Genomic DNA, 21388 nt, shown 5'->3' with positions numbered 1-21388 from the left:
ATCAACCACTCACGACTGATCCGCGGGCATCACCTCTGAGCAGTTGATCTGCGGGGTGAGCAGGTGGACGACCGCCCTGGCACGGCGATCGACGTGTCAGGCTGGAACGCGTGACCTCCGACATCGCCGTCCTCCCCGTCCCGACCGTCTGGGCGGGCCACCGCCACTACGCCTCGCGCGCACTCCTGGCGCCCACCACGCTCGACCAGCTCGCCTCGATCGTCACGGCGGGCGAGCACGTCCGCGCGATCGGCTCGCGCCACTCCTTCACCGACCTCGCCGACTCCCCCGGCGTGCTCGTCACGCTGCAGGGTCTCGTCCAGGAGCCCGTGCTCGACGCCGAGACCGGGACGGTGACCGTCTCCGCCGGGACCACGTACGGCGTGCTGGGTCCCTGGCTGCACGACCGCGGCTGGGCGCTGGGCGCCCTCGCGTCGCTTCCCCACATCAGCGTCGTCGGTGCCGTCACGACGGCGACCCACGGCTCGGGCGACGCCGTCACCACGCTCGCGGGCACCGTCGTCGCGCTCGAGATCCTCGGGGCCGACGGCACCGTGCGCCGCCTCGAGCGCGGCGACGAGGTCTTCGCCGGCTCCGTGGTGAGCCTCGGGGCGCTCGGCATCGTGACGCAGGTGACGCTCGCGGTCGAACCGACCTACGACGTCGCGCAGACGGTGATCGACGACGCCGACCTCACCGCCGTCCTCGAGAGCCTCGCCGCCGTCCACGCCAGCGCCACGAGCGTCAGCGTCTTCACCCGCTGGGACGGGCGGTGCTCGATCTGGCGCAAGCACCGCACCGACGTCGCCCCCGCGCTCGACCTCTCCGGCCTGGGCGGCACGCCCGCCGACGGCATCCGTCACCCGATCCCCGGGGTGGACGGCGCCGCGTGCACGCCGCAGCTCGGCGAGCCCGGACCGTGGTTCGCCCGGCTGCCCCACTTCCGGCTCGAGTTCACGCCGTCGGCCGGGGGCGAGCTCCAGAGCGAGCACCTCGTCCCGCGCGAGCTGGCTCCGCAGGCCGTCGCCGCCGTCCGCCCGATCCTCGAGGCGAACCAGCACCTCGTCCTGGTCTCCGAGCTGCGCTCGATGGCGGCCGACGACCTCTGGCTCTCCAGCGCGTACGAGCGTCCGACCGTCGGGATCCACACGACCTGGGTGCAGGACGAGCAGGCGGTCCGTGCGGTCCTCCCGGCGATCGAGGCCGCGCTCGAGCCGTTCTCCTACCGGCCGCACTGGGGCAAGGTGTTCGCGACGACGGAGGTCGCCCACCGCTACCCCCGCTGGGACGACGCCGTCGCCCTGGTGCGCGAGGCCGACCCGACCGGCGTGTTCGCCGGACCGTTCACGGAGCGCGTCGGTCTGCGCTAGCGGGTGGGCCGGGGGCCGTCCGACGGGTCGTACGGATCTGAACGGATGGGGAGTGCTCCCCATGGCACCGAGGACGGGCTGCGCCTAGCGTCGGAGGCACCCCCTCACAGATCGGATCCCCCGTGCTCACCTGGCTCCTCGGCAAGCTCTCCCGTGACCCGCAGATCGACGGCGAGCTGGCGCAGCTGCTCACCATCATCGGCACGCGGGCCGACTCCCCGGAGATGGCGTCCGTCCGTCCCCTGCTCGGCTCGTCCGTCCGGGTCTCCGACGACGGCAACGGCGAGGTCTACGACGACTCCGGGTTGCTGCTGACGTACGTCGAGGGCCGCGTGCGCTCGCTCATGCTGCGGACCCAGCCGTTCGAGGACCGTGTCCTCTACCCGCGCCCCGACGCGCTGGTCGTGGGGCTGTCCCCGCGGGCGACCGAGGCCGAGCTCGCCGAGGTCCTCGGCAAGCCGTGGGACTCCGAGGGGACGACCGCTACTACTCGGTCAACGGTCGGACCCTTCTCGTCGAGCTGCAGCACGGGACCCTGGCGACGCTCATCGCGACCGCGCAGTGAGCGGCGTGAGCGGGGCGCCCGCCGAGACCGTCGTCCTCTGCGTGCCCGGGCCGTGGGCCGATCGCGAGGAGTTCGTCGCGGCCGTCAGCCGTGACGGCTGGATCGTCGCCGGGGCCGTGATGCTCAACATCGCCACGCGCGAGAACCACGTCGTGCAGCTGGAGGGTCCCGAACCCCGCCTCGTGGCCGCCGTCGCAGCCTCGGCCGGCGCCCTGCCGGACGGTCCTGACCTCACGGCGATCGCCGGGCACCGCAGCGTCGCCTACCTGGTCGACGCGGGCGGCTCGCCGGAGCGCGCCGCGGCCGCGATGGCTGCCGGCAGCGCGCTGCTCCGCGCGGGCGGTCTGGCGGTCAAGGTCGAGGTGACCGGCGTGAGCCGGACGCCCGCCCAGTGGGAGGCTCTCGTGGCGGACCCGAGCCCGCTCGGCGTCTACCGCGCGTGCGTCGTCACGGTGCGGGCGCCGGACGAGGTCTACACGTGCGGGATGCACAGCCTCGGGCTGCCGGACGTGCGGGTGGCCGCCACCGAGGCGGACGCCGGCGATCTCGTCGACGCGTTCGCCCGTTACCTCCTGCTCGAGCAGCCGGTGGTCCAGGCGGGTGAGACGTTCGCCCTCGGCGCGGAGGAACCGGGCTACCGGGTGGACCGCGACGGTTCGGTCGACTACGACGGCGACCCGCTGCTGACCAATCCGCACGGCACCTGGCGGCTCGTGGCGCTCGACGGCTGACCGCCGGGGGCCTCGCTCGGTCAGCGGTGGCCAGTCAGCGCGGGGCGTCGGGCAGCGCGTCGAGCCAGGATCCGAGCACCTCGCGGGCGGCGACGGCGAGGGCCGGGCCCAGCGCGACGGCGTCGGCGCGGAGACGGCCCGGATCGACCCCCGCCGTCGCGATCTCGTGGGCGTGGCCGATCAGCCAGCGCTCGAGGACCGTGTGGTCGGCCTCGAGGTGGAACTGGAGGGCGAGCACGCCGGCGCCGATCGCGAAGGCCTGGTTCGGGAAGCCGGGCGTCCGCGCGAGGCTCGCCCCGCCGTCGGGCACGGCGAACTCGTCACCGTGCCAGTGCAGGACCGGGACGCCCTCGAGCGGCGCGAGGACGGAGGCGCGGCCCTCGGGCGTCAGCGTCAGCTCGCCGAAGCCGATCTCCTTGCGGCCGGTCGCCGTCACGGGCGCGCCGAGCGCCGCGGCCACGAGCTGCGCGCCGAGGCAGACCCCGAGGATCGGACCGCCCGCCGCGAGCCGGGCGGCGATGGTCGCGCGCTCGCCGTCGAGGAACGGGTAGGCCTCGCTCTCGTAGACCCCAATGGGGCCGCCGAGCACGACGACGAGATCCGCCGCCAGCACCGTCGCCTCCGCCAGCGCGTCGACCCCGACATCGAGGTAGGCGACCTCGTACCCGCGCTCGCGCAGCAGCGGGTCGAGGAGGCCGAGGTCCTCGAACGGGACGTGGCGCAGGGCGAGGGCGGTACGAGGCACGTGGGGCTCCGTCGGGGCGTGAGGGGTACGGGCGTGACGAGCCTACGAGCGGGGACGAGCGGGGCGCGGGCGCGGGGGTCGCGGACCGGTGAGTCCGGCGTCGCCCAGCGGTCCACCCCGGTGAGAGGCGCGCCCGAGGCACGCGAACCGACCGCTACCGAGCACCAGGGAGAACGATCATGGGCGAGATCCACATCGAGCTGTTCGCGACCCTCGACCTCGTCGGGCAGGCGCCCGGCGGGCCCGAGGAGGATCCCGACGGCGGGTTCACGTTCGGCGGCTGGCAGGCCCCGCACCTGGACGACGTCTCCGGTGCCCAGGTGGCCCGGGCGTACGAGGGCACGGACGCGCTGCTGCTCGGGCGCCGGACGTACGACATCTTCGCGGGCTACTGGCCGCACCAGGAGGGCGGTGTCGACGACTCGATCGCCACGCTCTTCAACGGGATCCCGAAGTACGTGGCCTCACGCGGGACCCCCGAGCTCGGCTGGAGCGGCTCGCACCTGCTCGGAACCGACCTGCGCACCAGCGTGCAGGAGGTTCGGGAGCGGCACGAGCGCGTCAAGGTCGTGGGCAGCCTCGACCTCGTCCAGACACTGCTGCGCGAGAAGCTCTTCGACCGCCTCGACCTCTGGGTGCACCCGGTCGTGCTGGGTGTGGGCAGGTCGGTGTTCGCCGGCGGCGCGGTCCCGACGAACCTCACCCTGCTCGAGCCGCCGGCCGCCGGGCCGAAGGGCGTGGTGCTGCTGCGGTACGGGCTGGCCGACGGCGTGCCCGGCACCGGCGACATGGGGGCGCCGGAGCGCGGCACGGCGTGAGACCGCGGGTCGCGCCGCCGTCGACGATCAGAGCTGGACGCCCAGCGCGACCCCGGCGTCGACCAGCCAGCCCTCGTACCAGCCGTCGGTCGTGCACGGGGTGCTCGAGGACGAGACGACGTCGGCGCTGTACCCGCCCCACGAGAGCACGCGGCAGCTCGCGTCCGACTCGACGGCGTCGCGCCACGCCTGCGAGTCGGTGAAGAAGCCCTGCCGGCTCGCGGCGTTCATCACGGCGAAGTGGTCGTTCCACTGCCGCCAGTGGCTGAACTCGTGGGCGACGAGGAACTTCCGCTGGGCCTCGGTGCTCCCGTCGTTCCACCACACGAACACGATGTCCTTGTACCTCGCCTGGTAGCACCCGACGTAGACGAACGTCTCGGCCCCCGGGGCCCCGAAGCCGCAGTTCAGCGTCGGGTCGTCGGTCGGCACCACCGTGATCCCCGTGACGCCCGCGGCCGCGAGCCAGTCGGTCGGGTCGGCGTGGTCGCTGCTGAAGACGGGGAGCGGTGCGCTCAGCGGGACGGGGTCCGGCAGGGGCTGCTCCCAGTGGCCGCCGCGGAAGCTCTCCTCGTCCGTCAGGGTCGGGGTGGTGGGGCGGGCGGCGCCGTCGGTGCGGGCGGTGGGGCGTCCGACGTCGGCGGCGCGGGCGGGGTCGTGGGCGCGGGTGCGGGCGCAGGTGTCGCGGGGGGCGCCGTCACCGGCGGTGGCGCGCTGGTCGGGTCGGCCTCGAGCGTGCGGCCCAGCGTGGCGCCGACGACGATCACACCACCGACCAGCGCGACGGCGATCGTCACGATCCCTGCGACGAGGGCGCCCGAGGCGCGGCGGGGTGGGGTGGTCCGTGGGGCTCCGGGGTAGCCGGTGGCCGGGGTGTACGGGCGCCCGGGGGCGTAGGGACCGGTCGGACCTGCGGGCCGCTGGTACGACGTGGGCTGCTGGTGGGCCGGGTGGTGAGGGGGCTGCTGGTAGCCGTCGGCGCGTGGCGCGGGCTGCTGGTAGCCGCCCGCGTGTGGCGCGACTCCCACCTGCATGCGCAGCCGGTGGTGCTCGTGCCACCAGCCCCGGGCTGCCGCCGCCGCGCGCTCGCGCTCCGCGCCGGTCCGCGCCGCGGCGACGGCCTCCCACTGCTGTGCGTGCCTGGCCGCCTGGTCGGGCGTCACGGACGAGCGTTTCGCGACGGGAGGTCCGGACGGGTCACGCCGACCAGGCTAACCGTCACGGGTGGGCCACGGGGTCGTGGCCCTGCTCAGGCCCCCGGCTCGACGCGCTGTGACGCGGCGAAGCCGTAGAACGTCTCCGCCTCCTGGCTGACCCACCAGCGACCGCAGAGGTGCGTCGTCCTCGTCTCCTGGCCGGCGGGCCACCAGTCGGCCTCCAGGGTCGGCACGGTGGTCCAGTCCTGGACGGGCCACTCCTGCGTGCGCAGGTCGGTGGCGTAGGCCTCCTCCAGCTCGGCCGTCGTCGGACTGCCGGCGGACTCGATCGGCAGGCACTCGGCGGGGACCCTGCCGGAGTGCCGGAAGGTCAGCAGGCGCTCGCTGCCGGTGGTGCGCTGCATGACGGAGACGTCGCTGGCGTCGTCGGGGATCCAGCCGGCCAGCAGGCCGGTCTCCTTCCCCTCGGCACCCGACTCGACGTGGTGCTCCTTGCTGTTGCTGGGGTCCAGGCCATCGGCGATGTCGCCTGCCCAGCCGCACCCGGTGAGGGCGGACGCTGCGACGACCAGGGCTCCGAGGGCTGTCGGTCGGACTCGAGGGCTCGTGTTCGTAGGCATGGAACGAGCGTAGGAACCGCCCCCCCGAGGTCTCGTCAACCGGGAGAAGGACCGGGCTCGACCGCCCTGCACCCGTCGTCGGACGGCGATGTGGTCCCGCAGTCGACGAGAGGGGCGCCCCGGCGTGGGACGCCCCTCTCCGTGGGGCCGGCCGCGTCGGCCGGTCACGGTCAGACGATCATTCGGTCAGCTCGGCGGTCCGACGGCGCAGGACCAGCACCACCGTGCCGACGGCGAGCAGAATCGCGCCGGCACCGGCGACGTACCCCAGGCTCGAGGCACCCGTCCTCGGGAGTGTGCCGGCCGCCGTCGTACGCGCGGTGCCCCCCGGGGCGGCCGACGTGGTCGCCGGATGCGGGCCCGGAGTCGTCGCAGCGGGCGACGACGGCGGGGTCGCCGGCGGCGTCGCGGTCGGGCTGCTGGTCGTCGGCGTCGCCGTGGGCGGCCCCGTGGGCGAGCCGGACGCCGTCAGCGTCGCCGGGTTCTCCAGGATCACCTCGACGGTCTCACCGGCCACGATCGTGACGCTGGACGTCGCGACGCCGTCGACCGAGAAGATCGGAGCCCCGAACGTGACCCCGGTGGCCGAGGCGGGAGTCTCGGCCAGCGCGACGACGGCGCCGGCGGGCAGCTCGCCCAGGGTGACCGTCCCTCGGTGCCTGATGACGACCGACTGCGCCGCGGGTGTGCCGTCGACGCTGTACGTCACCTCGAACGCGGTCTGTCCGACGGCGTCGATCGCCGCCTGCGGACCGCTGACGACCTTGCTGATCTCGATCGCGCCCGGCGTCGGCGGGACGATCTCGGCCGGGTTCTCCAGCACCACGGTCGCGGCGACACCCTCGACCACGGTGAGCGTCGTCGTCTCGATCCCGTCGACGACGAAGCGGGGCGCCCCGAACGTCACGCCGGCCACCGGGGTGGGTGACTCGGCGAGGGTGACGTCGGCGCCGGCGGGTAGGTCGACGACCGAGACGGTCTCGCCGTGCGCCACGAGCAGGGGCTGGGCGGCGGGGACGCCGTCAACCGTGTAGGTGACCTCGAAGTCCGTGGGGCCGACCGCCGCGATCGCCGCCGGTGAGCCGGTGACGGTCTTGGTCAGGGAGAAGCCACCGAGGGCAGGCGGGACAACCTCGGCAGGGTTCTCCAGCACGACGGCGACGATCTCGTCAGCGGTGATGGTCAGGCTGGTCGACTCGACCCCGTCCACGAGGAAGCGAGGGGTCCCGAAGGTGACGCCGGGGGCCGCGGCGGGGGTCTCCTGCAGCGTCACGACCGCACCGGCCGGGAGGTCGCCCACGGTCGCGATCTCGCCGTCGGCGATCGTCAACGGCTGTGCCGCCGGGACACCGTCGACGGCGTAGGTGACCTCGAAGGCGGTGTCGCCGACGAGGGTGATCGCCTCGGGAGATCCGGTGACCGTCTTGGTGACGGTGAAGCCGCCCGGCTCCGGCGCCAGGAGTGGCACGACTGCGGTGTCGCCGTTGCCCGCCTCGTTCCAGGCGGAGACCCGGAACTGGTAGGCCAGCACCGGGTCCAGCCCGGTGACGGTCGCGCCCGTGCTCGTGGTGACAGGGGTCGGCACCACGCTCCAGGTGGTCCCGCCGTCGATGGACTGCTCCACGACGTAGTCCCGCAACGGGGTCTGCGCGTCATCGGTCACGCCCGTGGGCAGGGCGTCCCACGCGAGTGTCGCCTCGGTCAGCGAGGTGGAGGTGTAGGCGGCGGTCAGTTCCGTGATCGGGTCGGGCGTCCGAGCGAAGATCTCCACCCGGGTCGCGGCGGTGCCCTCACCCACGGTCGCGTACAGGAACCCGCGCTCGTCGAACGCGATGCCACGAATCGCCGAGGAGATCTGACCGTTCCCGGCGCCTGTGCCGAAGGCGGAGAAGCGGCCCTTGGGCGTGCCGTCCTGACCGAAGACGTAGGCCAGTCCCGAGCGGGCGGCGACGTAGACGTCCTGCGTGGTGGGGTCCACCTGGATGGAGAAGGTGACGGCGGCCGAGGTGCCGGAGCTGCCGTTGCCGTTCGGGAACGTCCCGACCCCGATGGTGTCCAGGACGGTGCACCGGTCACGGACGGCGCCGGCGGGGTTGGTGATCGTCTCGGTCGTGCAGGCGTCCGGGTCGATCCGCTCGATGAAGCCGGAGTTGCCCGTCCCGGGGTCGATGTAGCCCACCAGCAGCGTTCCGTCGGCGGGGTCCACCGCGACGGCGTACGGGGAGCGGTAGCCCGGGTCGCCCGCGTAGGCGGTCCCTGCGGGCTGGTGTAGGTAGATGTTCCGCACGAACGTCCCGTCGACGCGGTGCTCCTTCAGCAGCTCGGGGGTCTGGCTGGTGATGATGATGTTCCCGTTCGCCATCCGGGCCGAACCGACGGAGTAGTCGAACACACCAGGCTGGTAGCGCTGGGGCCACCCACCGGTACCGAAGGACAGCGCCGACTCGGTCACGTCGGGGTTGAAGATGCGGATGGCCTTGCGGGTGTTGGTGACGGAGCTCAGCAGGAAGTCGGGGTCGTTGACCCACGCCATCCCGTCCTGGGTCAGCGTCACGCCTCGCACGCCGCCGAAGCGCCCGTTGGGGTGGTGGAGCCGTTCAGGACGGTCGCAGCCGCCAGGGCCTGGTAGTTCACCCCGACGCCGTCGTTGGTCCCCGGGGTCGCCGCCGCGAAGGTCCCGTCGGCCTGGTACTGCCCGGCCGCCCAGTCCGCTCCCGTGAGGTCGTAGTGGTGCAGACGGGACTGCCCGGTGTAGCACTCACCGCCGGTCAGGGTCCCGCCGAGGATGCTGCACAGGAATGCGCTGGTCGTGTACTGGACCTTGGCGCTGTCGGTCACCCACAGGCTCCCGTCGAGCGGGCTGAAGTCCAGGCCGTAGGTGTAGACGGTCCCGGTGCTGCGGGTCTCCACGTCACCGACGTAGCCCCACAGGCCGGACCCGCGAGCCTTGCCCGGCGTGACGGGGACGCTCGTGGTGCCGGCGGCGGTGGTCGCGACGCCGGGATCGCTCACGACGGCCCCGGCCGGGGCGAGCGGGACGATCCCCGTCAGGAGGACGAGTGTCGTTGTGGCGATCAGCGCGAGGAGACCTCGCCGACGGTGGGGCACGAAGGAGCCGGACGGGCGCCGCAGGAGGAGGGACATGCACTCTCTTTCGGGTCGAGGGTGACGGTGAAGGCTGCCTGCGGGGGGCGCGTCAGGTGCGCGCACCGTCCATCAGGAGAACGTCGTCACATGCATGACGGATGAGCGGCCCTGATATGACGCGCGACGGTCGGCACGAGTTTCTGGCGCGGGGCCGAGCCAGGGTGAACGGGGCCGGGGTACGGGGGCGCCGGGGGGTTTCGAACGGTGGCAGCCGATGAACGTCACTGCAGGACCTGCGAGGGGGCGGTAAACCGGGAGTGGTCAGCGCGCTCGACCGACCGTCAGCAGAAACGACGAGAGGCCGTCCTCCTCACGGAGAACGGCCTCTGACCTGCGAAAACGCTGGTCGGGCTGACAGGATTTGAACCTGCGACCCCTTGACCCCCAGTCAAGTGCGCTACCAAGCTGCGCCACAGCCCGCCGACCCGAATCGCTCCCGTTTCCGGGGGTTCTTTGGGCCTCGGATAGTCTACACAGCCCGCGGCGTGGTCCTGACCGCGCAGGCAGTGGAGGCGCGCGCCAGCCATGCTCCAGTACGTCGACGGCGCTGCCGAGGGCGCCGCTGGAACAGGTTGTCCACCGCCTGAACCTGTATCCACAGATCGCGCCAAACCTCTTCCCATCGCACCCAGACAGCGTAAACTGTACGCATGTTCGAGAACGGATCCGAAGCAACCCCCACCACCACCGTGTGGGGTCTCGGATTCACGCCCACCGAGGACCCCGACACCATCCGTGACCGCCTCGGACTCACCCAGCCCGAGGACGGAGGCCCCCCGACAGAGCTTCTCGAGCGTCTGCTGCAGCTGTCGGACTTCACCCACCTCATGACCCTGGACCCCGGTGAACTCCTGGAAACAGCAGCCGCGTTCGCCGCCATCGCCGGCTGGGCCGAAGCCGGACTCCGCGCCACCGCCACCCGCCTGCACACCCGCCACGGCCTCCTGGACGCCGACCGACTCGCCGCTGACGTGCCCGGAGCGCCCGCACGGGTGGAGCGTGGTGGTCCGGCCGCCGACGAGCTCGCCATGCGACTCGGACTCAGCCGGCAACGCGCCGCACGACTGGTCGGGAAGGACACCTGCTGGACGACACCCTCCACCCCGTCGGGACCGCCCTGGCCGCCGGACACATCGACGCCGGCAAGGCCGCGATCTTCACCGACCTGCTCGCCACCCAGGAACCCGCCGTCTGCTTCGCCGTCACCGACCAGGTCCTGCCCGCAGCCCCCGGACTTCCCCACCACGCGTTGAAGAAGCGGATCCAGGCCGTCCTGATCCAGACCGACCCCACCACCGCCCACCACCGCGCCCTCCAGGCCGCCACCCGCCGGAGGGTCGAGCACCCACGACTCCTGCCCGACGGCCAAGCCTGCCTGCGCGTCATCGCCCCCGCCCTGGACATCGCCGCCATCTACACCGCGGCTGAGGCCGCTGCGAAGGCCGCCCGCGCCGCCGGCGACCCCCGCACCCTGGACCAGCTCCGCGCCGACGCCCTCACCACCCTGGCCACCACCGCCCTCAACAACGGCACCCTCACATCCGTCCCCGGCTGCCACACCCTCCTCACCACCGACGGCACCACAGCCACCAGCACCAGCACCAGCACCGGCACCGGCACCGGCACCGGCACCAGTGCGGGCATCGGTTCGAGGACCGGCAGCGGCACCGCGATCGTCGGCGTTGGCGTTGGCGTTGGCGACGCCACGATCCGATCAGGGCCGGGAACCAACCCCGTGACGTCCTTCGAGGACCTCATCGAGCTGGCGAAACGCGAGCACCACGCAGCCGAGAACGACCCCAGCCCACTCTGCCAGGTCCGCCGCACCCTCGACGCCGCAATCGAGGCCGTCAGCGCCCGCACCCGACAACGCCTCGGACACCCACCCACCAGCACCAGCACCGGCACCGCTACCGGCAGTCAGGGTCCAGCCTCGATCGCCGACGCCCTCCTGCACCAGGACGCCGAGAGCGCCAACGCGCCCACCCAGCCCGACGGCACCCAAGACCTTGACCCCGGCAACGGCCTGGCCGACCCCAGCGAACGGTTCCGGCCATTCGTGCCGTTCTCCGGTACTACCTCCCGGCTGACGCTCGCCCTCGCCCCCGAGCACCTCACCGAGCCCGATCCCGACCACATCGACCCCGTCCACCCCTGGCAGGACGACCTCGCCCTCACCACGAACGAGTCGCAGTGGCGGTTCGAAACCTACGAAGCCCCCGAAACCTGCCGCACCGGCATCGACGTCCCCGAACTCCTCGGCTTCGCACCCCTGGACCCCACCACCGCCCGACTCCTCGCCGCCCACCCGCCCCGCTGGCTCACCATCACCACCGCCCTCGCCGACATCACCCAACAAGCAGACCGCGAACGTGAGACCCAGCGCGAGCGCGGAGGCGGCTTGACCCGCGCGACCCACCACCCCGTCGACACCACGAACACCGAGCCCGACGACGACGCCACGCCGACCACGCCGACCACGCCGACCACGACGACAACCGCCTCGGCACCCGGGGAAGACACGTCGCGCTACTGGCCACCCTCCTTCAACCCCGCACCCCACCTCGCCACACCCAACTACCGCCCCGGCGCCGAGCTCGACCGCCTCGTCCGCGCCCTCCACCCCACCTGCATCGCCCCCGCCTGCACCGTCGCCTCAACCGCCTGCGACAACGACCACGCCGTCGAATGGCCCACCGGACCTACCGACGCACCCAACCTCCGCCCCCTCTGCCGCCACCACCACCGACTCAAGACCCACCACGGCCACAGCTACCGCATCGCCCCCGACGGCTCCACCATCTGGACCACCCCCACCGGCCACACCTACCACCGACCCCCAGCAGGCGACACCCACCTCATCGGAACGCCTCAGCGCCGCACGGCTCGGAAAGCCGGCTGACGGCCGGGCCGGCGGGGAGCGCGACACGTCGTACAGCTGGGGACGACGGAGGCCTCCCGGCCGCGCCAGCGCCATCGAGCATGAGCCCTGGCGCTGTACCGCCACCGATCTCCAGTGATCCTCGAGGTCGATCGCGAGTTCGGGCCCTCGGGCTGTCCTACGCCCCGAGCAGCTCCCCCGCCAGCGCCCGCAGCGTCGCGATCCGGGCCGGCACGGCGTCGAGGGGGTCGCCCGCCCGTGCACCCGCGACGGGCGAGATCATGATCTCGTCCACGCGGTGGCGCTCGGCGGTCTCCCGCAGACGGGAGGCGACGTCGTCGACCGTCCCGACGTACCAGCCCGCCGGCACCTGCTCGGCGAGCGCGCGCTCGTTCTCGCTCCACGGGTACTCGGCCGCTTCCTCGACGGTGAGCTGCGGCCCCATCGGGGCACCGGTGCGGAGCCGCACCATCTGCACGACGTACGTCGCAGCCAGCGCCCGCGCCTCGTCGTCGGTCTCCCCCACCACCACGTTCACGGGCAGCAGGGTCTGCGGCTCCGGGTACGACTCCGACGGCGTGTAGCTCGCCCGGTAGCGCGCCAGCGCCATCTCGAGCCCCGGCATCCCGAAGTGGTTCGCGAAGACGTACGGCAGGCCGAGGCGCGCCGCGAGATCGGCCGAGTAGTCGGAGGACCCGAGCAGCCACAGGTCGGGCGAGGTCTCGCCGCGGGGCGTGGCGCGAAGCTCGTAGGGCCGCCCCGAGATCGAGATCCCGACGGCGTCGCCGGGCTCTCCCCCGATCCCGAGGAGCGCCTGGGCGAGCGTGACGTCCTGCTCGAACGTGTCGACACCGGCCCCCTGGGCGCCCCCGCGCAGGAGGTAGGCCGTCACGGGGTCGGAGCCGGGCGCCCGCCCGATCCCGAGGTCGATGCGTCCGGGGTACATCGCCTCGAGCAGGGCGAACTGCTCCGCGATCGCCAGCGCCGCGTGGTTGGGCAGCATCACGCCGCCGGAGCCGAACCGGATCCGTGACGTCCCCGCGGCGAGGTACGGGATGAGCACGCCGGGCACGGACGACGCCACGGCCGTCATGTTGTGGTGCTCCGCCACCCAGTACCGGGTGTAGCCGAGGGAATCCGCCTCACGCGCGAGTCCGGCGCTGGCGACGAGCGCCTGCCGGGAGGTCTGGCCGGTACGGACGGGATGAGGTCGAGCACGCTGAGCTTCACCCCAGGGACAACCACGACACCCCGCTCCCCTGTTCCCGTCACCCCGCGACCCCATCAGCCAGAGATCCCACCCCGAGATCCCACGCTGCCGACCTCGACCTCGCGGGCGTAGGTTCGAGCCATGACCGACACCGCCCCGCCACCCCCACCACCACCGAGTTCGACCTCGTCGTCATCGGCGCCGGCCCCGTCGGCGAGAACATCGCCGACCGCGCCGTCCAGGGCGGCCTCAGCGTCGCGATCGTCGAGTGCGAGCTGGTCGGCGGCGAGTGCTCCTACTGGGCCTGCATGCCGACCAAGGCGCTGCTGCGCCCCGCCCACGCCCTGGCCGCGGCCCGTCGTGTCCCGGGCGCCCGCGAGGCGATCATCGGCGATCTCGACGTTGACGCCGCCTTCGCCTTCCGTGACGGCGCAGCGGCGCAGTGGGACGACTCGGGCCAGGTCGGCTGGCTCGAGGGCGCAGACATCACCCTGGTCCGCGGGCACGGCCGGCTCGCGGGTGAGCGCACCGTGGAGGTCGAGCGCGACGGCGGGCGAGTCACGCTCACCGCGCGCCACGCCGTCGCCGTCGCGACCGGCAGCGTGCCGGTGGTGCCGGACGTCCCCGGCCTCGCCACCGCCTCGCCCTGGACCAACCGCGAGGCCATCTCGACCTCGAGCGTCCCGACGCGGCTCGCCGTCATCGGCGGCGGCGTCGTCGCCTCGGAGTTCGCCACGATGTTCGCGGCCCTCGGCAGCGACGTGACCGTGCTCGTCCGGGGCGACGGCCTGCTCGGCAGCCTCGAGCCGTTCGCGGGCGAGCGGGTCGCGGCCGCCCTGACCGAGGCCGGTGCCGACGTCCGGACCGGGACCAGCGCCACGGAGGTCGTGCGCGCCGCAGCGACCGGTCCGGCCACCCTGACCCTCACCGACGGAAGCACGCTCGAGGTCGACGAGATCCTCGTCGCGACGGGTCGCCGCCCCACCACCGACGACATCGGGCTCGACACCGTGGGCCTCGAGTCCGGCCAGACGCTGACCACCGACGACACGCTGCGCGTGCTCGGCCCCGACCACGCGCCGATCGCGTGGCTGTACGCGGTCGGCGACGTCAACGGTCGCGCCCTCCTCACCCACCAGGGCAAGTACCAGGCACGGGCGGCCGGCGACGTCATCGCCGCGAGGGCGACGGGCGCCACCGTCGACGACGGCCCCTGGGGCGCGCACGTCGCCACGGCCGACCACGCGGCGGTGCCCTCGGTCGTCTTCACCGACCCCGAGGTCGCCACCGTGGGCCTGACGGCCGAACGGGCCAGGGCGGAACACCGTCCCGTGCGCGTCGTCGACTACGACCTCGGCTGGATCGCCGGCGCCACCGTGCTCGCGGAGGACTACCAGGGGCAGGCCAGGTTCGTCGTCGACACGGAGCGCCACGTCGTCCTCGGCGTCACCTTCGTCGGCCAGGACGTCGCCGAGCTCCTCCAGGCGGCGACCGTGGCAGTCGTCGGTGAGGTCCCGCTGCACCGCCTGTGGCACGCCGTCCCCGCCTACCCGACGCTCGGCGAGATCTGGCTGCGTCTGCTGGAGACGCTAGGCCGCGACACGGCGACGGCGCCCACGAGCTGACCCCGAGCCGGCCCCGCGACGGCCCGGCGACTGGGCTGGACCTTCGGCGAACGATCTGCCTACGGTAAAGAATGCTTCCAGTCGATCTCCCCCGGACCTCCGACCTCACGGCTCTCATGGGAGCCCGCGCCGACACGAGCGTGAGCATCTACCTCGCGTCCTCCCCCGTCCCGGCCGAGCACGAACGCATCCGGCTGTCGCTGCGCAACGCGATCGGCGCCGCCGAGAAGGAGCTCGCCGAGACGGGGGCGAGCGACGCCGTCGTCGCCCGCACGCTCGACCCCGTGCGCGAGCTCGACGGCGACCACGAGTTCTGGCGCCACCAGGCGCACTCGCTGGCGATCTTCGCCGCCGACGGCACGCTGCACACGTTCCGGTTGGCCAACCGCGTCACCGACTCCGTGCGTGTCGGCGACCGCTTCGACCTCGGAGCCCTGCTGCGGGCACGCACGTTCCCCCACGGCGGTTACGTCCTCGGTCTCGCCGAGCAGGACGTCCACCTCTGGCGGCTGACGGCGGACGCGCGGGCCCACGAGGTGGCGCTCGACCTGCCCGACGACCTGCAGCTGCTCCTCACCCACGCCGAGAACCACGGCCAGGCCGACCGCGGACGGGCCCGGGGCAATCTCGGCGACCGCCCCGAGCGGGAGCGCTTCGCCCGCGCGGTCCAGGAGGCGGCCCTGCCGCACATGCAGGACGAGCTGCCGCTGATCCTCGCCGCCGGTCCGGAGTTCGACCCCGCCTACCGCGCGATCAACACCCACCCGACCCTGGCCGACGACCGCATCGATGCCCACCCGTCCTCGCTGGACGCCGACAGCGTCGACGAGCGGGCCCGGGTGATCCTCGACGGGATCTACGCGCAGCAGCTCGACGCGTGGCGCGAGCACTTCGGCACGGCCCGCAGCAACGGCCGCGCGACGAGCTCGCTCGCCGAGGTCGCCATCGCGGCGACGTTGGGCCAGGTCGAGGACCTGCACTTCGACATGGACGAGAACGTCGAGGGCACGATCGACGACCTCGGCGCGATCACGCGGGCCGAGAGCGCCGGCCCTCACACCTACGCGATCGTCGACGAGATCGCGGCCCGCGTGCTGAACACGGGTGGCACGGTGCACGCCGTGCGGAACGGGGACCTGATCGACGGCTCCCCCGTCGCGGCCCTGCTCCGCGCGCCGCGCGAGGCCGTCGGCCTGCGCTGACGCCCGCCCCGACGGCGCGCCGAGAACGCAGAAGCTCGCGGTACCGACCCAGGTACCGCGAGCTTCTGCGTTCTCGAGGAGCGGTGGGCGGGCTAGGCGCCCGGCGTGGCGGCGTGACGCCGCTGCTGCTCCGCCCACAGCACCACCAGCAGGACCATCCCGACGACGACGAGCACGGTCGCCTGCCACGGGTCGAAGCGGAACAGCGCCACCTGCGTCAGCAGGAGGTTGACCGCGACGGCGCCACGCAGCAGGTCGAGGGCCCGACGCCGGGCGGTCGCGCCGCCGTCGTCGGACCGCTGCGCCCGCCACGCGAGGAACCACAGCGCCCAGGACGCCACCAGCGACAACCCGGACACGACGATGAGGAACGCGACCCCGCTCGCCAGGGCCGCGGACACGTCCGTGACGGCCACGACAGTCGAGGCGAGCAGCAGCACGGCGCTCCCCCACAGCGCGATCCGCCAGCCGTTCGCCTCGGAGACGACGCGCCGGGCGGCGTCAGCCGTGCGGTGCGTGAGGGCGCGCACGGGGTCGGGCAGCTCGTCGTCGTCGGCGGGGAGCGCCGCGAGCAGCGCGCGGACCTCGGCGGCACCGGCCACGGCCGACTCCGCGCGCGACGCCGACCCCGGACCCTCGGCCCGGTCCCCGGCCCGCTCGAGCAGCTCCTCCGCGGCGGCGCGCTGCCGCACGGAGAGCCCGCCCACCAGGCCGGTGACGGCGATGTCGGTCGCCGCGGCGACGTCCTCGGCCGGGGTGCGACGGCGTCGCGAGGCCACGAGGTCCGCGGCCACCACGATCGCGACGGCGGAGGCGTACATGATCGCGAACGCCGGCTCGTAGAAGTAGTCGTTGTCGTCGGTGAGGAACTTGCCGACCTCGTCGATGAACAGCCCGAAACCGATCCCGCCCACCAGCACGGCGGCCGGGCGCACCACCGGCCCGATGAACAGCAAAAGCAGCACGAACGCGACGACCATCAGCGCCCCGCCCCACAGCACGTGGGCGATGTGGAGACCGTCGCCCCCGACCTGCGGGTAGCCGGTGACGATCAGGAACAGCCGGGTGACCAGGATCGTCGCGAGCGCGATCACCACGAAGGTGACGACGTGCTCCATCGCGCGGTGGTCCCGCGGCAGCCCCCAGCGCAGGAGGGCGGCGGGCCGACGGCGACCGGCGACCTCAGAACCGTGGGATCGACCGGTGGCGTCGCCGTCGTGGTCCGTCACCGCTTGCGCTTCTCCCGCACGCGGACGCTGATCTCGATCGGGGTGCCGACGAAACCGAACTCCTCGCGCAGGCGACGCTCGATGAAGCGGCGGTAGCCGGCCTCGAGGAAGCCCGTCGCGAACAGCACGAACCGCGGCGGACGCGTGTCCGCCTGGGTGCCGAACAGGATGCGCGGCTGCTTGCCGCTGCGGACGGGGTGCGGCGTCGCGGCCGACAGCTCACCGAGGAACGCGTTGAGGCGTCCGGTCGGCACACGGGTCTCCCAGCCGTCCAGCGCGGTGTCGAGGTGCTTGCCGATCCGGTCGACGTGCCAGCGGGTCTTGGCGGAGATGTTCACGCGCGGCGCCCACGGGATCTGGACCAGGCCCTGCTCGATCTCGCGCTCGAGGTAGGGGCGGCGGTCCTCGTCCATGAGGTCCCACTTGTTGTAGGCGACGACGAGCGCGCGACCGGCGTCGATGACCTCCTGGATCACGCGGATGTCCTGCTCGGTGATCGTCTGGCTCGCGTCGATGATGACGACGGCGACCTCCGCCTTCTCGATCGCGGCCTGCGTCCGCAGCGAGGCGTAGAAGTCCGCGCCCTGGGTCTGGTGCACGCGACGACGGATGCCGGCGGTGTCGACCAGGATCCACGGCTTGCCGCCGACCTCGACGAGCTCGTCGACCGGGTCGCGGGTCGTGCCGGCCACGTCGTCGACGACCACGCGCTGGTGGCCGAGGATCGAGTTCAGCAGGCTGGACTTGCCGACGTTCGGCTTTCCGACGAGCGCGACGCGGTGCGGTCCGCCGGCGGGCATCGCGCCCCCGACGGCCGAGATCTCGGGCAGCAGGGCCATCGCGGCGTCGAGCATGTCGCCGCTGCCGCGGCCGTGCAGCGCCGAGACGGGGTAGGGCTCGCCGAGACCGAGCGACCACAGCGTGGCGGCGTCGGCCTCGTCGCGGCCGCTGTCGACCTTGTTGGCCACGAGCAGCACCGGCTTGCCGGAGCGGCGCAGCACCTGGACGACCTTCTCGTCCGTCGCCGTCGGGCCGACGGTGGCGTCGACGACGAAGATGACGGCGTCGGCCAGCGACACCGCGATCTCGGCCTGGTCGGCCACGCGCGCGTTGAGGCCGCGGGCGTCGTGCTCCCAACCGCCGGTGTCGACGAGGATGAACGGGCGGCCGGCCCACTCGGCGCGGTAGCGGACGCGGTCGCGCGTGACGCCCGGGGTGTCCTGGACGACCGCCTCGCGGCGGCCGAGCACGCGGTTGACGAGCGTGGACTTGCCGACGTTGGGGCGGCCGACGACCGCGAGCACGGGCAGCGCGGCGTCGGGGATCTCGTCGCCCCGGAGCTCGCGCACGCCGGAGAGGACGGCGGCGTCCTCCTCGTCGAGCTCGTAGTCCTCGAGGCCGAGCCGCATCACCTCGGCGGCGCGGACGTCGTCCTCGGTCTCCGCCAGGTTGATCACGACCGTCTCGGGAAGCTCGAGCTCGGCGTCGTCGGCGGTGTCGTCCGGCGTGTTGATGTCAGTCACGCCGTCCATCATCCCAGGTCGACGGCGCGGCGGAGTTCACTCGTCCCTCACCGGGGCGCGTCGGCCTCCGGGAGCCGGTGCCCGGTGCGCTCCTGCGCCCGCGCGAGCAGCTCGACCATCGCCCGCTGGACGGCCTCCATCGCGGCCGCGACCTCGCGTCGCCCGCCGCCGGCGGGCACCTCGACGGGCTCGCCGAACTCGACGTGCAGCCGGGCCCGGGGCGGCGGGACGTACCCGCGGGGCCGACCCGAGGGCCTGGTCCCGAGCACGGCGCACGGCACCACCGGCGCCCCCGTGCGGACGGCGAGCCACGCCGTGCCGGCCCGCGCCGCCGAGACGTCGCCACGACCGCGCGTGCCCTCGGGGAACACCCCCACGCACCGCTCCTCCTCGAGGAGCGTGCGAGCGACCGTGAGCGCCGGCCCCCCGTGCGACCGGTCGACCGGGATCTGGCCCGCCCAGTCCATCAGGAAGCCCAGGCGCGAGGTGAAGAACTCCTGCTTCACGAGGAAGTGCGACTCGCGCGGGATCGCGCCGTGCACCACCGGTCCGTCGACGACGCCGGTGTGGTTGGGCGCGATCAGCACCCGACCCGTGGCGGGGACGTGCTCGGCCCCCACGACGTCGGTGCTCCACCAGACGTGGTCGAGGAAGGCCCCCACCCGGCGGGACCAGGTCGGACCCCAGCGCCGGATCTGCTCCGCCGTGACGGTCCGCCCCGGACCGTCGGTCATGCGCTCTGCTCCTGCACGATCCTCTCCGCAGCCGCCAGCGTCGCCTCGAGGCTCAGGTGCGAGGAGTCGAGCGTGACGACGCCGTCCGCCGCGGCACGGAACTCCGAGACGGTCGAGTCGTCGGCGTCGCGGCGCACGATCTGGTCGCGCGTCGCCTCGATGGCCGAGGCGTCCGTCGTGCCGTGGAGCTCGAGCGCACGGCGGGCGAGCCGCGCCTCGGTGCGGGCCACCAGCAGGATGCGGACGTCGGCGTCGGGCGCGATCACCGTCGTGATGTCACGGCCCTCGGCCACGATGCCGCGGCCGTCGCTCCACCCGTCGGCGGTGCCCTCGCGGGCGATGATCGCGCGCTGCCGGGCCTTGAGCTCGGCGCGCACCTCGAGGTTGGTCGCGACCTTGCTCACGTGGGTGGAGATCTCGGTGGTGCGGATCGCGTCGGTGACGTCGGTCCCGCCCACCACCACCCGGGTCGAGTCGGGGTCGAGGTCCATCTCGAGCGGCAGCTCGATCACGGCCGCGACGACCGCGTCGGCGTCCATCAGATCGATCCCACGGTGGTGGCAGTACCAGGCGGCGGCGCGGTACATCGCGCCCGTGTCGAGGTAGCCGAGGCGGTGCGTGCGGGCCAGGTGGCGTCCGACCGTGGACTTGCCGGAGCCCGAGGGGCCGTCGAGCGCGATGACGAGGCTCATGCCGCCACCACCCGCCAGCCGCGCGCGTCCAGGCCGTCGGTCAGCAGCGTCGCGACCTCCGGCAGCACCGACAGCGTCAGCATGCCGACGCGGTGCTGCGTCGCGTGCTCCACGGCCACGTCCTCGATGTTCACACCCAGCTCCCCCACCGTCACGAACAACCGTCCCAGCTCCCCCGGGGCGTCCGGCACCAGCACCGTCACCTCCGCGTACGTCCGCCTCGCCCCGCCGTGCTTGCCCGGCACCCGCGCGACACCGACGTTCCCGCGGCGCACGACGTCGCTCGTGGCGGCCATCGCGCCCGGCGTCAGCGGTCCGTGCTGCGCGGCGCCGTCGAGCGCCTCGACCAGCTGCGCGAGGTCGTCACGGACCAGCGCGAGCTGGTCGCGGACGGGACCCGCGTTGCCGACGAGGATCGCGGCCCACAGGCGCGGGTCGCTCGCGGCGATGCGCGTCACGTCCCGCAGGCCCTGCCCGGCCAGCGCGAGCGCGCCGTCGGCGGCAGGCACGAGCCGCGCGGCCACGAGCGAGGCGAGGACCTGGGGCACGTGCGAGACGAGGGCGACGGCGTCGTCGTGCTCGTCGGCGCCCATCTGGAGCGGGACGGCGCCGACGTCGATCGCCAGCGCACGGACCCGCGCGACGGCGTCTGGCCGGCTCGTCGCGTGCGGCACCACGACCCAGGGCCGGGCGGAGAACAGGTCGGCATCGGCCGCCGCGGCGCCCGAGCGCTCGCGTCCGGCCATCGGGTGGCTGCCGACGTAGCGCGCCAGGTCGGCCTCGGTCAGCGTGCCCGCCACGGCCATCGCCCGGAGCTCGGACAGGAGGACCGCCTTGACGCTGGCGACGTCGGTGACCACCGCGTCCGGGTGCTCACGCAGCGCCTGGGCGACGACGTCGGCCGTCACGTCCGGCGGGACGGCGACGACCACGAGGGTCGGCGCCGGGGCGTCCGGGCCGCCCTCGCCGTCGTCGACGAGCGCGCCGGCGCCGAGGTCGCGGGCGAGCGCCCGCGCCGACGGCGAGGTGTCGCGCAGGTGCACGGGCACGCCACCGATGCTGAGCGCGAGGCCGACGCTCCCGCCGAGGAGGCCCGAACCGATGACGAGCACGGGACCGGTGGTCGACATGCTCGAGGG

At 73.5% G+C, this 21388-nt stretch carries 18 protein-coding genes, 1 tRNA gene and 1 pseudogene; 7 read left to right on the top strand and 13 right to left on the bottom strand.

Annotation, left to right across the window (positions count from 1 at the left end):
* The first annotated feature begins 110 nt into the window (after positions 1-110).
* The 3 genes from C8046_RS02060 (at position 111) to C8046_RS02050 (ending at position 2666) form a co-directional block, all read left to right on the top strand.
* Complete coding sequence (locus tag C8046_RS02060) at positions 111-1370, top strand: D-arabinono-1,4-lactone oxidase (RefSeq protein ID WP_235866032.1); 1260 nt, start codon at positions 111-113, stop codon at positions 1368-1370.
* Between the two features lie 122 nt (positions 1371-1492).
* Complete coding sequence (locus C8046_RS02055) at positions 1493-2029, top strand: hypothetical protein (protein ID WP_109228057.1); 537 nt, start codon at positions 1493-1495, stop codon at positions 2027-2029.
* A complete protein-coding gene (locus tag C8046_RS02050; protein ID WP_158277106.1) occupies positions 1941-2666 on the top strand; it encodes a DUF4261 domain-containing protein in 726 nt (241 codons plus the stop codon). Before C8046_RS02055 ends, C8046_RS02050 begins: the two co-directional genes overlap by 89 nt.
* Before the next feature lie 34 nt (positions 2667-2700).
* Here the strand turns inward: C8046_RS02050 and C8046_RS02045 are convergent, their stop codons facing one another.
* The gene (locus tag C8046_RS02045) at positions 2701-3411 is read right to left on the bottom strand and encodes a glutamine amidotransferase (RefSeq protein ID WP_109228055.1); all 711 of its coding nucleotides are present in this window, start codon (positions 3409-3411) and stop codon (positions 2701-2703) included.
* 179 nt (positions 3412-3590) lie between these two features.
* On the opposite strand from C8046_RS02045, the gene C8046_RS02040 reads away from it, so the two are divergent.
* Positions 3591-4229 (top strand): dihydrofolate reductase family protein, encoded by a 639-nt coding sequence (locus C8046_RS02040; RefSeq protein ID WP_109228054.1) that lies wholly within the window; start codon positions 3591-3593, stop codon positions 4227-4229.
* Positions 4230-4256: 27 nt separating this feature from the next.
* Here the strand turns inward: C8046_RS02040 and C8046_RS02035 are convergent, their stop codons facing one another.
* The 6 genes from C8046_RS02035 to C8046_RS02010 all read right to left on the bottom strand — a co-directional run bounded on the left by C8046_RS02035 (position 4257) and on the right by C8046_RS02010 (position 9573).
* On the bottom strand, positions 4257-4661 hold the full coding sequence (locus C8046_RS02035) for a hypothetical protein (RefSeq protein WP_146197033.1): 405 nt from the start codon (positions 4659-4661) through the stop codon (positions 4257-4259).
* Positions 4662-4807: 146 nt separating this feature from the next.
* Positions 4808-5392 carry a hypothetical protein gene (locus tag C8046_RS18585; RefSeq protein WP_199224366.1) on the bottom strand — a complete coding sequence of 195 codons (585 nt, stop codon included), beginning with the start codon at positions 5390-5392 and terminating at the stop codon, positions 4808-4810.
* 86 nt (positions 5393-5478) lie between these two features.
* A complete protein-coding gene (locus C8046_RS02025) occupies positions 5479-6006 on the bottom strand; it encodes a hypothetical protein (protein WP_109228051.1) in 528 nt (175 codons plus the stop codon).
* A gap of 178 nt (positions 6007-6184) precedes the next feature.
* Positions 6185-8560, bottom strand: coding sequence for a DUF5979 domain-containing protein (locus C8046_RS02020; RefSeq protein ID WP_109228050.1), 2376 nt, complete (start codon positions 8558-8560; stop codon positions 6185-6187).
* Positions 8557-9150, bottom strand: coding sequence for a hypothetical protein (locus C8046_RS02015; RefSeq protein WP_109228049.1), 594 nt, complete (start codon positions 9148-9150; stop codon positions 8557-8559). Before C8046_RS02015 ends, C8046_RS02020 begins: the two co-directional genes overlap by 4 nt.
* Before the next feature lie 346 nt (positions 9151-9496).
* Positions 9497-9573, bottom strand: a tRNA-Pro gene (locus tag C8046_RS02010).
* Positions 9574-10234: 661 nt separating this feature from the next.
* On the opposite strand from C8046_RS02010, the gene C8046_RS19655 reads away from it, so the two are divergent.
* Positions 10235-12055 (top strand): HNH endonuclease signature motif containing protein, encoded by a 1821-nt coding sequence (locus C8046_RS19655; protein WP_328587623.1) that lies wholly within the window; start codon positions 10235-10237, stop codon positions 12053-12055.
* A gap of 157 nt (positions 12056-12212) precedes the next feature.
* Here the strand turns inward: C8046_RS19655 and C8046_RS02000 are convergent, their stop codons facing one another.
* The gene (locus tag C8046_RS02000; RefSeq protein WP_328587562.1) at positions 12213-13319 is read right to left on the bottom strand and encodes an LLM class flavin-dependent oxidoreductase; all 1107 of its coding nucleotides are present in this window, start codon (positions 13317-13319) and stop codon (positions 12213-12215) included.
* Between the two features lie 95 nt (positions 13320-13414).
* Here C8046_RS02000 and C8046_RS01995 point away from each other — a divergent pair.
* Positions 13415-14869 (top strand): annotated as a pseudogene (locus C8046_RS01995) (dihydrolipoyl dehydrogenase family protein); the annotation flags it as partial.
* 71 nt (positions 14870-14940) lie between these two features.
* Positions 14941-16071, top strand: a complete 1131-nt coding sequence (locus C8046_RS01990; protein ID WP_146197031.1) for a hypothetical protein — start codon at positions 14941-14943, stop codon at positions 16069-16071.
* A gap of 92 nt (positions 16072-16163) precedes the next feature.
* Here C8046_RS01990 and C8046_RS01985 read toward each other — a convergent pair whose 3' ends face one another.
* Genes C8046_RS01985 through C8046_RS01965 form a run of 5 tightly spaced genes read right to left on the bottom strand, consistent with a single transcriptional unit; the run spans position 16164 to position 21379 of the window.
* Positions 16164-17300, bottom strand: a complete 1137-nt coding sequence (locus C8046_RS01985) for a hypothetical protein (protein WP_199224365.1) — start codon at positions 17298-17300, stop codon at positions 16164-16166.
* Entirely contained in the window at positions 17297-18832 is a 1536-nt protein-coding gene (gene der / locus C8046_RS01980) for a ribosome biogenesis GTPase Der (protein WP_419183537.1), read from the bottom strand. The genes C8046_RS01985 and der overlap by 4 nt, the downstream gene beginning before the upstream one ends.
* Before the next feature lie 38 nt (positions 18833-18870).
* Entirely contained in the window at positions 18871-19557 is a 687-nt protein-coding gene (locus tag C8046_RS01975; RefSeq protein WP_109228045.1) for a lysophospholipid acyltransferase family protein, read from the bottom strand.
* Complete coding sequence (gene cmk / locus C8046_RS01970) at positions 19554-20249, bottom strand: (d)CMP kinase (protein WP_109228044.1); 696 nt, start codon at positions 20247-20249, stop codon at positions 19554-19556. Before cmk ends, C8046_RS01975 begins: the two co-directional genes overlap by 4 nt.
* Positions 20246-21379 carry a prephenate dehydrogenase gene (locus C8046_RS01965; RefSeq protein ID WP_109230664.1) on the bottom strand — a complete coding sequence of 378 codons (1134 nt, stop codon included), beginning with the start codon at positions 21377-21379 and terminating at the stop codon, positions 20246-20248. The genes cmk and C8046_RS01965 overlap by 4 nt, the downstream gene beginning before the upstream one ends.
* Between the last annotated feature and the right edge of the window lie 9 nt (positions 21380-21388).

The sequence above is a fragment of the Serinibacter arcticus genome, from assembly GCF_003121705.1.
Lineage (GTDB): Bacteria > Actinomycetota > Actinomycetes > Actinomycetales > Beutenbergiaceae > Litorihabitans.
The sequence above is the reverse complement of the archived record's forward strand: the minus strand, read 5'-3'. Positions and strand labels throughout refer to the sequence as shown.